Annotated in this window: 9 protein-coding genes and 1 pseudogene; 4 read left to right on the forward strand and 6 right to left on the reverse strand. The window is 44.7% G+C overall.

The window, feature by feature from the left end:
- The first annotated feature begins 266 nt into the window (after nucleotides 1-266).
- From L5M11_RS19160 to L5M11_RS19170, 3 genes are all read left to right on the forward strand, one after another.
- A complete protein-coding gene (locus L5M11_RS19160; protein WP_105250092.1) occupies nucleotides 267-1,016 on the forward strand; it encodes a transcriptional regulator in 750 nt (249 codons plus the stop codon).
- Nucleotides 1,009-1,563, forward strand: a complete 555-nt coding sequence (locus tag L5M11_RS19165; protein WP_113939813.1) for a hypothetical protein — start codon at nucleotides 1,009-1,011, stop codon at nucleotides 1,561-1,563. Before L5M11_RS19160 ends, L5M11_RS19165 begins: the two co-directional genes overlap by 8 nt.
- Nucleotides 1,564-1,658: 95 nt before the next feature.
- The gene (locus L5M11_RS19170; protein ID WP_028761621.1) at nucleotides 1,659-3,062 is read left to right on the forward strand and encodes a hypothetical protein; all 1,404 of its coding nucleotides are present in this window, start codon (nucleotides 1,659-1,661) and stop codon (nucleotides 3,060-3,062) included.
- Here the strand turns inward: L5M11_RS19170 and L5M11_RS19175 are convergent.
- The 6 genes and pseudogenes from L5M11_RS19175 to L5M11_RS19200 all read right to left on the reverse strand — a co-directional run bounded on the left by L5M11_RS19175 (nucleotide 3,043) and on the right by L5M11_RS19200 (nucleotide 13,384).
- Complete coding sequence (locus L5M11_RS19175; protein WP_173246598.1) at nucleotides 3,043-5,280, reverse strand: PAS domain-containing protein; 2,238 nt, start codon at nucleotides 5,278-5,280, stop codon at nucleotides 3,043-3,045. The two genes, L5M11_RS19170 and L5M11_RS19175, sit on opposite strands and share 20 nt — an antisense overlap.
- Before the next feature lie 190 nt (nucleotides 5,281-5,470).
- Nucleotides 5,471-6,178 (reverse strand): TatD family nuclease-associated radical SAM protein, encoded by a 708-nt coding sequence (locus L5M11_RS19180; RefSeq protein ID WP_263193010.1) that lies wholly within the window; start codon nucleotides 6,176-6,178, stop codon nucleotides 5,471-5,473.
- Between the two features lie 228 nt (nucleotides 6,179-6,406).
- On the reverse strand, nucleotides 6,407-9,598 hold the full coding sequence (locus L5M11_RS19185; RefSeq protein WP_028761618.1) for an efflux RND transporter permease subunit: 3,192 nt from the start codon (nucleotides 9,596-9,598) through the stop codon (nucleotides 6,407-6,409).
- Nucleotides 9,598-10,809 (reverse strand): annotated as a pseudogene (locus tag L5M11_RS19190) (efflux RND transporter periplasmic adaptor subunit). The gene L5M11_RS19185 and the pseudogene L5M11_RS19190 overlap by 1 nt, the downstream one beginning before the upstream one ends.
- Before the next feature lie 362 nt (nucleotides 10,810-11,171).
- Complete coding sequence (gene srmB, locus L5M11_RS19195; protein WP_105250089.1) at nucleotides 11,172-12,431, reverse strand: ATP-dependent RNA helicase SrmB; 1,260 nt, start codon at nucleotides 12,429-12,431, stop codon at nucleotides 11,172-11,174.
- A 236-nt stretch (nucleotides 12,432-12,667) separates the two neighbouring features.
- Complete coding sequence (locus tag L5M11_RS19200; protein WP_263193011.1) at nucleotides 12,668-13,384, reverse strand: tRNA1(Val) (adenine(37)-N6)-methyltransferase; 717 nt, start codon at nucleotides 13,382-13,384, stop codon at nucleotides 12,668-12,670.
- 528 nt (nucleotides 13,385-13,912) lie between these two features.
- On the opposite strand from L5M11_RS19200, the gene brnQ reads away from it, so the two are divergent.
- On the forward strand, nucleotides 13,913-15,325 hold the full coding sequence (brnQ, locus tag L5M11_RS19205; protein WP_263193012.1) for a branched-chain amino acid transport system II carrier protein: 1,413 nt from the start codon (nucleotides 13,913-13,915) through the stop codon (nucleotides 15,323-15,325).
- Nucleotides 15,326-15,332: the final 7 nt, after the last annotated feature.

Raw genomic sequence — 15,332 nt, forward strand, 5'->3', positions numbered from 1 at the left:
CTTAAATTATGTATTTTAATTAACTAAACAGATTGCAAAGTGCTCATCGTCCCGATTTTTGTTATATTTATGTAAATTTATGCCGAATTTACCATGTGCTAAATGGCATTTATTCCTGTGAGTTAACGCATGTTTTTGCCTAATAGCGCTGAACTTGGGGGTCGTCTCACGAAAATTAACTATTTGCTGACTTGGGTTAGCAAGATCACATTAATCATTAGTTAGTTTGCATAGACTTAACTTTGTGTTTTTATGGAGTTGAGTGGATGTTGATGCAATTGGGAGACTGCAGGTTTGATCGGGAACGAGGCATACTGATTGAGTTGTCTCGCGATGAATCTTGGCATCTTCCTCGAGCCGAGTTACAAGTACTTAATTTGCTTGTTGAGCATCAAGGTAAGTTGGTTTCTAAGCACATGCTGAAGACGGGGGATGGAAAGCATCCGCCGCTAACTGATACCTCTGTGGCCCGTGCTGTTTTTATGCTTCGCAGCTTTCTTGGACCTCAATATGAGGGCTTGATTGAAACCGTGAAAGGCCAAGGTTATTTACTCCAACCATCTAATGGGACTGAGTTTAGAGGTGTTAATTACCTCAGATTGCACACAGTGCCTTTGTGGAGTGCCTTAGTGTTATTCGGGTTTATGTTAGCGTTTTCGGTGTTTTATTTGAATCATACGGATCACAGCAAGCCAACCCAAGCACTTATGACCTCAATATTACCTTTGGCTTCAGGCCAGCAAGTACGATTACACTTATTTGCTGATTCCAATACTAATAACACCTTACTCTTCGAATTAGGTGAGCGCTTAAGTGCAGGATTAATCGCCTGCGGTCAAAGTGATTGGGCTGATGTTTATGCTTCTTTGTCCCATGATAAACAAGTGCTTAATATTACTTTTCGAGGCGAAAAACTCGGTCAGTCAGTGATCCGTAATATTAAAATCAGTGATTTCACTCGACCGAAAACCTTCATCGATGCTGCTTGGCTGCAGGAGGTTAACATCTGTGGCTAAATGGCTAAAGTGGACGATTAATATTGTTATCTTGTCGGCATTGATTATGGCCTGCGGTGTGATATACAAACAGTCGGCTACCAATCAGACGATGATTTTAAATTGCAGCTCTGAATTATTCGACCGCCATTCTAGTGCCAATCCTAGCGGCAGCTCGAGTGTTAGCAGTGACGGTAAATTTTACCTACTCGTGGATGTTTTGATTGCCGCTGACAATACGCAGATCAATTATCGTTACTTTAATATTGACGGTACGAGTGCGGGCAATATTTTAATGCAAGGCAAAGTCGACAGTATTGAGGCCAATAGCATGACCTATAAAGTTACCGTTAAAACGAAAACGGAATCTGAAATTGAAAAGCAAAAAAATTGGCCAGAACATATGAAATATCTATCCTATATCAGCAGCTTACATTTTAATGACTCAGAAATGCACAATCTCAGTATCGAGGTGTTAGATATGGATGACACCAAAGATTATGCCGTGGTCCTTTTTCAGCCTAGCAATACCATTTGTGGATGCAGAATCGTAAATAGTCGAATTTAATCAGTGAATTTGAGTTTATTTCAGTTAAGATTAGTGCTCATTGATTTGTGATTACTGTGGTGAGTCTCCAGTGAGGGATTCATGAAAAGGGTGTTGTGTCTAAGATACGTGTAAAGCAAGAAGAATCCCTGTCGATTAAGTTCAGCCATCAGATGGAAAAGGGCGATAATCGTCAGCTTGATCTCTATTTCTTTTTACCTAAGGAAATGGGCATAGGCTCGCGCACGCTCAATGAAGAAGAATACTACTACAGCTCAATAGTTGGACGTCGCTCATACTATTCAGAAGGCTTGCACTTACCTCTGGTGCAGGGGCGTTTTGCCAGTTTAAATCGACGTACTGTTGAAGAGTTCAGGTTGTACCTAAATCTCTTCGCCTATCAGTTTGCGGTTGCGGTTGAAAACGATGTTAAAGAACTCAATCAAATCACAGATGTAACCCATTTTTATTTTGCCCTCGACGAATTACGCGAACAAATTGCCCAGTTGCTGAAAAAGTTTCGTCGTAACGAACCAGGTGATCCCAAATGGAAATCTTACTTTGAAAATGCTGATAACTACTTGTCTTGGTTTTGTGAGCAGCAGTTACTCAAAGTGCTCGCTTATGCCACTCGTACCAGTGATTTCAACGATATTTTAGAGCGGGTACTCACGCTATGTCGTAATGAATGTGCCTATCGTGATGAGCATAAGTACAACTCTGCGCAAACTAAGCAAGATCCTAACCGTATCTCTAACAAGATGTTGTTGTTGCGCCGTTTAATCCAACAAGGTGTGGTACTCAAAGAAGAGTTAAAGCCTTTAGGGATTGGCCTTAAAAAGTTTACGACAGGACTGGCAACCGCGTTAGTGATGTTGGTGGTGTCTGCGTTGATAATTCAAGCGCAGGGCGCCTTTAGTGGTTTTACTATTGCGCTAGTGCTGACCTTGGCCGTGATCTACGGTTTTAGGGAAATCTTTAAGGACGATGTGCGCAATGCCATGTGGCGATTTATTCAGCGGGGTCGACCACGTTGGAGCCGCATTTTACGGGATACTACGAGTCAGGCGGTTATCGCTAAGCAGTTGGTATGGCTTGAGTTTATGCGTCAGCAAGATCTACCTGAAAAAGTCAGTGACATTCTAAAGCACAGACATAGTCAAAATAAGGTCGATGCGGAAATTCTGCACTATAAAATCGCCACTAAGGTGAATCAGAGTGAATTCCAAGCGGGATATTCGACTATTCAAGAGCAAGTGAGCTTTAGCTTAGTGCCTTTTGCCCGTTATTTAGAACGGGGTAAAGCGAAGATTTATAAGGAAGTTGAGGGCAAAATTAGTTATGAATCGGTTGAGCGGCGCTATCAAGTCAACCTGATTTTAGTGTTGCGTGATGGGCGCGAAGCCCCGCAGTATATCCGCTATAAAATCACCATGAACCGCTCGGCAATCATAGAAATTACCCAGAGTCAGTTGCCTGACTCAGTTAATGCACCCGAATCTACGATTGATGACGAGTAAAGGCTTGACCGATATTTTGATCGTTATTTTGCTTCGCCCGTTTTAGGGCGATTTCGGCATTATTCAAATATTGCTCTAATGTCTGGCCTTCTTGATAACCCGCAATACCAATACTAATACCTTCCCCTAAGCCATTACCATTGAGCTTTTCCATCATATTGAGGGCAAAGTTGTGCGCATGGGTGGCGTCTGTGTCAGGTAACATCACAATGAGCTTCCCTAGCTGCCAATGCAGAATTTGATAATTAGCTGGAATTTCAAGCAATAATTGCACTTCTATTTCTTGCTGACGATTTGCCAGTTGGTCGATATCACTCATGTGGCTTAGCATGCCCTCTGGATTGATATCCATTAACAGTAAGCTTGAACTGAGACGGCTTGGTGGCGGCAGAGAGTTAAAGTAACGTTCTAAATCTGCCAAATTCAGCAGAATAGTACTGCGATGGGGTACAAGGTTACGCTTCTCTGTGCCTCGACCACGCTCGGCGGCTTGCTCTAAAGTGCAGACGATATAATCAATCTCACCATCGGCGGCCACATGGCCCTTCAATGTGGCTTGCAAACAATTGGAATGCGCCTGTTTAGGTGAGCATAGAATTTGCCCTTGCCACTGACCTTGCATGGCTATCTGAGCGCTGATCCTCTGCCATTGATTGCCTAAATCATTCGCGAGTAATGACGCTAAATCTTGATTTAAATCGCCATTGAGTTGCATTAACGCATCGAATACAGGATTGATTTTAATCAGTTTACCGTTAGCATCTGTGAGGGCTGTCGCGACTGTGTTATCGCATAAAAGCTCACTGAGAAAAGCATTTTGTTTGCTGCTGATTAACTCACTGATGTCCTCAAGGGTGATTAATAGATGTGGTGAGCCTCGGCTCGCCCTTGGTGCTTGGCGGATATGAACGCGTAAAGTAGGGCCATCAATACTCTCTAGACTGATTTCACCAGACCATTGACCGGTTTTATGTACCTGCTCCATTAACTCCGTGTAGGTTTTATCATCGAGGCATAAGGTACGCTGTAGGCTTCGGTCTGTCAGTTCATCTAATGGTACTAAGGTCGCTTGTGCCGCTTTAGTATTGGCACTGATGACTCTGGCATTTTCGTTTACCATCATAAAGCCGATGTCACTATTAAATAAGCCATTAGCAACATCAATACTGTATTGGCGTGAACGCTGTTGTAAGCGATACATGTGGCTGAGTAGTACAACCCAAGCGGCTAAAACCGTTAATATTAACGATGCCACAATGACAATGTTTTGCCATTGTGAGAAACGAGCAGCTATGTCTGAGTTGCGCACATAGGAGAGTAAAAAATATTCTCTGTGAGTCTCAGGTTGGGCAGTTAGTTCGATTTTAAGGTAAACATAAGTGGCTTCTTCACCGTGGAATTGTCCAAAGTTGCTCATGGACATATCGCGCCACAGGGCCGGATAGCTCTGTCTTAAACTTGCTCCTAAGGTCTCTGGCATATTGCTTAGAGGGGCGAGATCGCTCGCGCCAGCATAGAGTAATCCTTGAGTATCAAGCACTAACATAGGGGACTTATTGCTCGAAAAGGCTGGTTTTATGGCCTCCAGCATTTTTACCATAGAGTTGTACGTCACCAGATAACCGATAGAACTCTGATCGGGCTTCTCGAGCCACGCCATTTGATACATATAAGGTTCAAGCATGCCGTCTATCGGAACAAATTCCAGCGGTGAGGTATAAACTTCTTTGCCACCCATGCTCCGACTCGCTCCAAGTAAGGTCGGTGGTAAGGCATCTTTATTGAAATTAGGGGGAGTTGAGAATTTATAGTTACCTTGGGGATCGTACAGTGCAATGCCGAGTAACTCAGGAATATGTTTTACTAGATCTTGCCAGTTTTCCTGCAATTTAAGTTGTTGCTTGGCGGTAGGATTGCTTAAGTATTGTTTTAGCAGTTCCCCATTGGCGAAAATTTGGGTTCGAAATTGCTGAAAAGACACTTTATCTGCGATCAATGAGCCTATGGTTTGCAGTTCACTGTATCTTTGCGTTGCCCACTCTTCTTGCAGGCGTCGTTCACCTAACGTAATGATTAAGTGAGTTAAAATAATCATGCCAATCACCAGCATAGAAAGCTGGCTTGCAATAGCGAGTAAGCGTTGATGCGACCAATAGATCCCTTGAGTTAAAGAGAGCAGTGGCGCAGCGGGATACGTGCTTGGGTTATTCTTCAGCATGAACCGATTATGAGTGGGTGAACTGTTAATTTCGCTATGTTAACACGAAAGAATTGTTACGACAGTGCCAAGTTACTCAGCAAGATTCCTTGAGTAAAAGTTAAGACGATTCACACATGTACCACTCACGTAATCGACAGTGTTATCTGCTTGGGTGTTTGAGTCGATTTTGGCTGTATTAGAATGCCGTTTAGCCTAAGGCGCCTAATATGCGATGCTTGAATTCGCAGCCGTAGGACTCAACTTGTTCACGACAGATGTCGATATCAACCCCCGCTAATCCTTCGATGGCTGAAACTTGTACCGTTTCAATATAGTGTGGCGCTAATGCGATGAAAGCATGTACGGCGGCATAAGAACCGGCGAGTTTGGGGCGACAATGTTCCATATAGGCGGCTTCATTATCCGCATTAAGGGAAATGGATAAACTATCAACGCAGTTAGCCAGTTCTGGCAAAATATTGCGCCTATGGACTAAATTACCTAAACCATCGGTATTAATGCGTACTCGCCCGCCTCTTTGTTTAATTTCTTTCGCCACCGCCAGCAAGGTTGGAAGATTTAAGGTTGGTTCACCATAGCCACAAAACACATATTCTTCGAAGTCTTTAACATCGCCAAGCAGTGGAATAATTTCTTCGGGCTTAGGTTGGTGACACAGTGCCAGTTGATATTCGTGGATCTGTTTACTGCCATTATGTTTTGGACAAAACGCGCAGCGCAGGGTACAGCGACCTGTAATATTAAGGTAGCGACTGCGACGAATATCATAGACAAGCGTTTCAGTCGCACAGGTTTCATTTGTGCAAACTTCATCTGTTATATGACCGTTCGCTAGGGTTTCTGTGGTTATAACTTGTGGTTTATCAATACTTTGCTTGTGCAGATGCTCAGACATAATGATGGGTTTCATTCTAACGATAGCTGACGACTTAAACACAGTGTAGCGAAAGCCTGATGCGATAACTGTCAACTAGATCGCAACTTGAAAGCTCAAGCCACTCGCGGCAGACTCAAAATGACATAGATGATTGAGAGGTTATTGACTCGCACTGAGGATTAAAAAGAGAGCCTAAGCTCTCTTTTTAAGGTTCAAGATATTGATTAACTGCTTCTAGTTAACTTCCTATAGATAGTCTTTTTTATAGTCAGTGGGGACTGGCGGCTCTAAATGCTCAGGTGTAAAGTCCACTTCATGGTCTTTTTTAGGCTGCCACCACCAATGGAAGAAGCGGCTGCTAGTGCGCTTAACGTCGTCGAGTATGATGTACAGCAAGGGTACTAAAATTAGCGTCACAACGGTCGAGAACAGGATACCGAAGGCGAGGGATGTCGCCATAGGGATCACAATTTGCGCCTGCAAACTACGTTCGAGAATAATAGGCACTAAGCCGACGAAGGTGGTGAGTGACGTCAGGATGATCGCCCTAAAACGATAACAGCCTGAATCGACCGCCGCCTGCCTGACCGATTGCCCTTGCTCCCGCGCACGGTTCACAAAGTCCACCAAAATCAAGGAGTCGTTCACCACCACACCTGCTAATGCCACTATGCCGCAGAGACTTAACACGCTCATCGCGAGTCCCTGAATTAAGTGACCAAACAGAGCGCCGATAATCCCGAAGGGGATCACAGACATGATGATTAACGGCTGACTGTAGGATTTAAGTGGCACGGCCATCAAAGCATAAATGGTGAACAGCGCAAAGAAGAAGCCTTGCATCAAACCGACCATGGCATTCTGTTCATCCAAACTGCCACCGTCCAGTGCAGTTTGGATTTTAGGGTACTTGGCCTGCAATTGTGGCAGGTAATCTTTTTGGATTTCTTGCACTACTTTTGAAGGTTCAACGATGTTTTTGTTGGCATTTGCCGTGATGGTAATCGCTCGCTTGCCGTCAACACGGGTAATTGAGGCGTAGGATTCACCTTTTTCAATTTGTGCCACGGTCGAGAAGGGAACCGAAGTGCCCGTTGGCGTGCGGATCAGCATATTTTCAAGATAACCCACAGTGCGGCGCTGCTCTAATGGATAGCGCACCATTACCTTGATTTCTTCTTTATTACGTAAAATACGTTGGGCTTCATAACCATAGAAACCGTAACGCACTTGGCGGGCTAAATCGGAAAGGGTCAAGCCTAGGGCTTCTGCCTCTGGACGTATCTTCAGGCGAATTTCATGGCTGCCCGAGGAGAAGTTGTCGGCAATATCGTACACGCCTTCATAGCTGGCGAGTTTTTGCTTCAACTCTTTAGAGGCTGCGGACAGCTCATCGAGGTCACTCGAGGTCAATCTGAAGGAAATATCGCCGCCGGCATCGTTGGTGCTCGCGTTAAAACTGAGTTTTTTAACCGACAAAAGCTCAGGCAATTGTTCACGCCACGCGGCAGCAATCGTCACGCCATCGACTTCACGGTCTTCCCCTTTCGTCAGTTCGGCAAAAATAAAGGCAGAGGTACGGGAGCTCATATTGATAAAGCTGTGCTTCACCACTTGATAACCGTTATCTTTCTCCATTTTTTCGTTCATCTTGTACAGGGCTTCTTCTATGCTCTGTACTACTTTTAAGGTGTTTCCTTCGGAGCTGCCTTCATCCATCTCAAGTTCAACTTGAATAAAGTCTGAGGGAATGTCTGGGAAAAATACCCAGCGCACTTTGCCACTGGCGACTAAGGCAATAGACAGAATTAATACACCGATAAAGGCCGCGACCACGTTGTATCTGTGTTTGATACAGCGCTCGAGGAAGTTGCGATAACTGTGGTGAATAAAGTATTGCACTCTGTCGTTAAAATTGGCTTTTAGGTGGCCAAAGAATCCCTTTGGTGCGCCAGGTTTTTTAAACTTCATGTGCGCTAAATGCGCTGGCAGAATGAATTTAGACTCTACCAGTGAGAAGGCTAAACAGAGGATGACCACCATACCGATGGATTTCCAGATAATCCCCATAGGGCCAGAAACCATTAACATGGGAATAAATGCCGCAATTGTGGTTAAGACCCCGAAGGTCGCGGGCATCGCCACTTTTTGCGCGCCGCGGATCACGTTCTCAACCGAGTGACCGTGGCGTTCGACCTCTGTGTAGGCACTCTCGCCGATGACTATGGCATCATCCACCACTATTCCGAGCACCAAGATAAAAGCGAATAGGGTCAACATGTTGATCGTCATGGAGAAAGGTTCGAGCGGCATGACCAACATAGTGCCGAGGAAACACACGGGTATCCCCATCATGACCCAAAATGCTAACTTCAGATCGAGGAACATGGCTAAGATGATAAACACCAACAAGGCACCGTAAAACATGTTCGACATCATCATGTCTAAGCGGCCCTGGAGATAGTGGGTCATATCACCCCAAGTATCGAGTTGAGCGTTCGCTGGCAGTGTGGCGCGGCGCTGCTCTACGTACTGTTTGACTTGGTCTGCAATGTCTAAGGCGTTTTGATCATCAATGCTGGTAACTTCAATAATCGCAGCGGGTTTGCCGTTAAAGCGGGTATATTCCAAACGTTCTTCAAAATCATCTTTGATGGTCGCCACTTGTGGCAGCATCACGCGGCTACCGTCTGCGCGAGTTGTGACGACTATATTGGCAAAGTCATCGCCCGTGTAGGCTTGGCCTTTGGTGCGCAATAGAATATCGCCATCTTGAGCACGAATAGAGCCACCTGGTAAGTCTAAGGAGGAGTTTTGCACTGCTAATGCGACTTGTGAGAAGGTCAAGCCGTACTCTCGTAACTTATTCTCAGAAACTTCAATACCGATTTCATAATCGCGCACCCCTGTGACTTTCGCACGGGTTACCGCGGGGAGTTGGGTTAAATCGTCACGAACCGATTTAGCCAATTCTTTCATATCGTGGAGTGTCATATCGCCATAAACAGACACCCAAATGACGTTATTCTCAGGTTTGATTTGAGAGATATTCGGTTTTTCGATGTTCACTGGGAAGGTTGAAATTGCATCTAACCGCAGTTTGGCTTCATCGAGAATGGTCTGCACTTCGTAACCGTCTTCAACTTCAACGGTAATCGAGCCAACGCCTTCGCTAGCCACAGAAGTCACTTTCTTGATGCCGTTGATATCTTGGATGGCTTCTTCAATCTTGATGTTGATGCCTTCTTCGATTTCCTGTGGCGCCGCACCCGGATAGGCGACGGAAATATTTAATAAATTGAGTTCGAAAGAAGGAAAAACCTCTTTATTAATCAAAATACTGCTGAACAGGCCGCCGATGAGCAGAACACACATTAATAAGTTCGCGGCCACACTGTTGCGGGCGAACCAAGCTAAGATCCCTTTTTGAGTGTCCATTATTTGACTCCAGCGGCCGCAAGACTCGATTCAGGAGTATTTTCTTTTGGTGTCTCAGTGGGCAATGCCGCTTCTCCTAAGATTTTGACCATTTGCCCATTTGCCATACTGTTGAAGTGGGTCGTAGCGACGCGTTCACCCGTTTTTAGACTGTCTTTGATGAACACATTTTCTAAATCACTACGAACCACATTTACTTGGCGCATTTAAATGATATTTTTGTCGTTGACTAGGGCGACTTGGTCGTTACGAACCACATGGTGGGGTAATTTAACTATGCCATCGACAGTGCGGCCCTTGATGACTGCATTGACGAAGCTACCGTATTTAAGTGGTAAGCTACCTGGCACTTTATTCGCGCGCAGATAGGGATCTTTGATTTCTGCGACTAAATACACCATGCGATTTTCGGCATCGATAACACCTTCACTGCGGATAATATTGCCTTCCCAAGTATTTTCTTTGCCCGCCAAAGAGGCGCTAAGCGTGACTTGGGTATCGGGATTATCGACAGACTCTAGATAGGCTAAATCATCATTAGAAATGGGTAAGCGGATTTCGGCAACGCGAGTATCGTAGAGCTCACCTAGATTAGTGCCTAAGCTAACGTATTGACCTAAATCGACATTTCTAACTTTGATTATGCCGTCAAAGGGCGCACGAATAACTGTGCGCTCAAGGTTACGTTGGGCACGCGCCAGTGCTGCCTGCGCATATTTTACGTTAGCTTGTTCTTTTTTGAGTTGCGGGATACGTAGACCTAACTCAGGGGGCAAGCCCTTATCGTAGCCTTTGAATTCGATTTTAGCGACTTCACCACGGGCTATTTCTTCGTTCAGTGCGGCGGTGGCTTGGGCCAGCGTCGCTTCGGCTTGCATTAAGTCAGCCTCGTAATCTGAGGGCTCGATTTGCGCTAATTGTTCGCCTTTCTTGACTATGCCACCTGCAACAAAATGAGGGGAGATAGTGAGCATTCTGCCTTGAACTTCGGTTACGAGTTGTGTTTTATACTTTGGGGTAACCACGCCGTAGGAAGGTAAGTTTAGCGATACTGTTTGCTGAGTCACTTGCGTGACATCAACGATAGGAATGGGCATCTCTTCAGGTTTTTGTTCTGGCGCCTCCTTCGTTTGCATTAATAAGGCTGCGCCAAAGACAAACAGCAGCAGAATAAGAAAAGGAGACAGTCTCCTCAGTAGGGTCTTCATCATATAATGGTTAAATCCATGCTAATCGCGTAATGGGGTTAAAGTAGCAGAGTCGGCCACGCCAATAAATTTATTTTTGTAAATTAAATGTTTCTAAAAGTGATGCCGCGACAGATATGCTCATCATGCATCGATATTTGGGCGAAAATTAGAGCAGAAAGGTGATGAAAGGTTCAGTTAGGTAATTGGAATATATTGAAATAAGAATGAATACGTATTGGGGTTAACTGCTCTAAATCCGCCGCATTTCATTCTATATAATTAAACATAGCAGGATATTTTTAGTAAAATCACCCACGTAAGTTATATTTTGGTAATAAAAAAGCCGCATATAGCGGCTTTAGTTTGGTGAATTTAAGCGGGTGTTACTTTTTCTTACGGGCGATTTTACTCGCTTTCTTTGCCGCTTCTTTCTTGCTCGTTTTCTTCGCAGCTTCTTTCGCTTTCACTTTGGCTTTTTTCTTACCCGGTGTGCGCGCTTCTTTATTCTTTGGACGCAGCTCTTCGATCACGCGGCGTTTCAACGGTTGCTCGATATAACGCTCGATTTTACCGACGATACGCATGTCGTGGGCTTCGGCAAGCGAAATCGCGGTACCTTTTGCGCCAGCGCGGCCAGTACGGCCAATGCGGTGGATATAAGTGTCGGCAGAACGTGGCATATCGAAGTTGATCACATGAGTGATATCGTCGATATCAATACCGCGTGCAGCCACATCGGTCGCCAACAAGACATTGACTTCACCTTTAGTAAAGCGACTCAAGGCTTGGAAGCGTTTCTTCTGTTCCATATCGCCACGCATAAAGGCGCAGGGAATACCGACTTTCAGTAACTGGCCTTCTAGGCTAGAAACGATGTCGCGGGTTTTCACAAATACGATAGTCCGTTTGACATCTTCTTGGCGTAGCAAATGGCACAACAGCGCAAATTTATGCTCTTTATCATCGGCTAAGTGGATCCATTGGTGGATCTTGGCTTTTTCACTGCGAGGGGCTTCAACATCGATTTCAATCGGGTCGTTTAACACTTCACGGGCAAAACGTTGTACACCGCCGCCTTCTAAGGTGGCAGAGAACAGCATGTTCTGTTTGCGGCCTTGGGCCTCAATAGCAATGGCTTGCACCACAGAAGAGAAGCCCATGTCTAACATGCGATCGGCTTCGTCGATAATTAAGATATCGACTTCTTGTGCATTGAAATTGCCTTTGTCTAAATATTCCATCAGGCGGCCTGGGGTCGCGACCAGAATATCGACGTTGCCTGCTAAGGCTTCTTCCTGTGGTCCATAAGGAACGCCGCCAGTAACGATAGCAATATCTAAACCTTGGCCCGTGGCTAGGTGACTCGCATAACGGTGGATTTGGCTAGCTAACTCACGGGTTGGCGTGAGGATTAGCACTCTTGCTTGTCCAGCAAAACGACGGGGAAAGTCGATCAAATGTTGTAGCGACGGCAGTAAAAAGCTCGCTGTTTTACCTGTTCCTGTCGGGGCGCGCGCAAGAATATCTCTTTGCTCTAGGGCGTAAGGAATCGTTTCTTGCTGAATCGTTGTGGGTGAATGATGCCCCATGGCATTAAGCGACTCTAATAAGCTAGGGTCAAGCTGGAAATCTTCAAATTGCATGCGCAGCGTCTCGACGGATAATAGCGAAGCATTATAAAGGTTATGGCGGTTAACTTAAATAACTTATCTAGATCTCCTGTGTTTATCTTCTGTGTCAGTAAAGTTTTATGGTAATTGGCATAAGTTAATTACTTTTAGGTCAATGTATTAGCATTTAATTTGTGGAGAATTGGACCTTTCGTTAAATTTGCCAAACTTAGCTAGCTTTACTTAAGGTGTCAGGATTGGACTCGATATCAGTATTTAAGGTAAAAATCTTGGATCAATTGCACCATGGTTTGTGTGTATTGGCCTGAACTTTCACGAATAGTGATATCACTGAGCTTTGGAGTCATTTGTGGATGAGTCTTGTGGGCGAGCACGCAGAGCACTCGATTAGCACTTTTTCCTACAATGCTGATAAGGTTGGTTATTTCAATAAAATTGAGCTGAGAGTGCGTTAGTATTTCGTCGAAACGGGCCATACTCTGCATTGGTAATATGAGACTTGCCTTTCCTTGCGGTGCTAGGCACACATGAATGGCATCGAGTAGTGCGGTAAAGCTTAAGCTATCTGTGTGACGGGCCATAGCGCGCTGGGATTGTATCGCTTGCGTGCCTTGCTCAAAATAGGGGGGATTACAAATTATGTGATCAAAATACCCTTGATACTCAGTTTGTTGGCAAAAGTCTTGGATGCTGCAATTAACTAAGGTCAGTCGATTAGCCCAAGGACTATTGTGGAAGTTATGTTGGCAAGCATGGGCGGCATTGGTGTCTAATTCGACACTGGTGATATGTGCTTGACTGCGCTGAGCTGCCATTAAACTGAGTAAGCCGCTGCCTGCGCCTATATCTAAGATTGATGTCGCGGTGGTCAGTTGTGCCCATGCCCCAAGGACGACGCTGTCTGTGCCTACGGCCATGCCGCAATTCATGTCATCGATATGAAATTGTTTAAAAGTGAATGCCATGGGGAGTTAATTTTGCCGTTCTAAAGTGATTTAGGCCCAATATTGGGCGCGCAATATTCTAATTCTAGCCCTCGTTTTTAGCTAATGTTTTTAAACAGTCGCATCTGTCCTAGCTGTATGAATGTGTGTCGCCAAATCATTTACTATTTTACGTGGTAATACTGATTTCACTTAATTAACGCTTTAATTTATTGCCTTAGAAACCTTTTATTAGCAGTTAATTAGCATTATTTAGCTTTTTTTGCCTGAACGGACTTGTTGTCTTGTATTGATGCTTTAAGTCTGGTATTAGTTTCGCCCCCATTTTTAATCACTTTTAAGATTAACGGATAGGTAAACGAGTTTGTTGGTGAATTAGTCGTCAGTTAGGCTACATAAACGTTCGCCATCGTTTATAAACTCGGCAGATATCGAACATATTTACCACGGAATTGTGTAAACATAGATTTGCACTCCGGATGGGCTTTGTTTTAGCTATGGCTAATCGACACATAATCACTTAAGTTTGTAAAAAAACAATAAGACAAGATGGGGCTTCCAGTGCAAGACAATCAGATGAGTATCGGAGATACATTAGGCTTAGGTTTTATGACCTTTGCGTTCTTTTTAGGTGCGGGAAACCTAATTTTTCCACCATTCGCGGGTATGTTAGCGGGCGAAAATATGCCCCTCGCCATGTTGGGTTTTTTGATTACCGCCGTAGGTTTACCTTTAGTTGGACTGATTGCTGTCGCTAAGGCTCAAGGTAAGGTTATGGCTATGCTGCCAGTATTTGCAGCAACGACATTGGCCGTCGCGATTTACATTATTATCGGCCCTGCTTTTGCTGCGCCGCGTACGGGATTAGTGGCTTACGAGATTGGCGCTAAGCCATTTATCGATGACACTACGGCAACGTTTTTGCTGGGCAGTTTGGAATTAAACCTGACGCAACTGCTATACACATTAGGTTTCTTCGCTGTCACTATGTTGCTGGCGCTTTTCCCTGGTAAGTTGCTCGATAGCGTAGGTAAAGTATTAACGCCTATTTTATTGATTTTGTTGGTCGGATTAGCCGTTTCAGTGCTGTTTTTACCTGCATCCGAAGTGGGCCAAGCTGTGGGGGATTACCAACAGCATCCGCTGACCAAAGGTATTTTGGAAGGCTATAACACTATGGATACGTTAGCATCCTTGATGTTTGGTATGTTGATTATTGATATCCTGCGTAAAAAGGGCATTGACCAACCGAGTGATCAAACTAAGTATCTCATTCGTGCAGCCTTTATCGCCGCCGCTGGTTTAACTTTTGTGTATGTGTCCTTGTTCTTTTTAGGTGCAACCGCCGGCGATATCGCCATCGGTGCTAAAAATGGCGGCGAAATATTAACAAATTACGTGACCCGTGAGTTTGGTGAACTAGGCTCAGTCTTGTTGTCATCAGTCGTGACTTTAGCTTGTTTAACCACTGCGGTTGGGCTGGTGAGTGCGTGTTCTGAGTTCTTTAATGAGCTGATGCCTAAACTGTCTTACCGTTTCCTCGTGATCTTTTTAAGCTTGATATGCGCTGTGATTGCGAACGTGGGCCTAAGTCAGTTGATTGCTATTAGTATTCCCGTATTAATGACGATTTATCCTGTGGCTATTGCTCTTGTGGTTGTGACTTTCCTGACCGCTTATTTTGCGAATCCACAGTTTGCACATCGTGCAGTACTGAGCGTGGCACTGTTTTTCGGCATCTTCGATGGTCTTAAAGTGGCAGCGAAAAGTTTGACTGACGCTGATGGTCAAGCCATGAATGGCTTAGCACAGGTTTTTATCCATATAGTGAATGTTATGTCTCCAGTGTTATCTAAGCTGCCACTCTATGAAGAAGGTATGGCTTGGTTATTGCCGACCATTGCGACGATTGCACTGTGTTTAGTATTCGGCCGTGGCCGTGGTCAAACGGCTGCAGCCTAGGCTTTGC

It is taken from the genome of Shewanella sp. SM87 (assembly GCF_025653705.1).
GTDB lineage: Bacteria > Pseudomonadota > Gammaproteobacteria > Enterobacterales > Shewanellaceae > Shewanella > Shewanella oncorhynchi.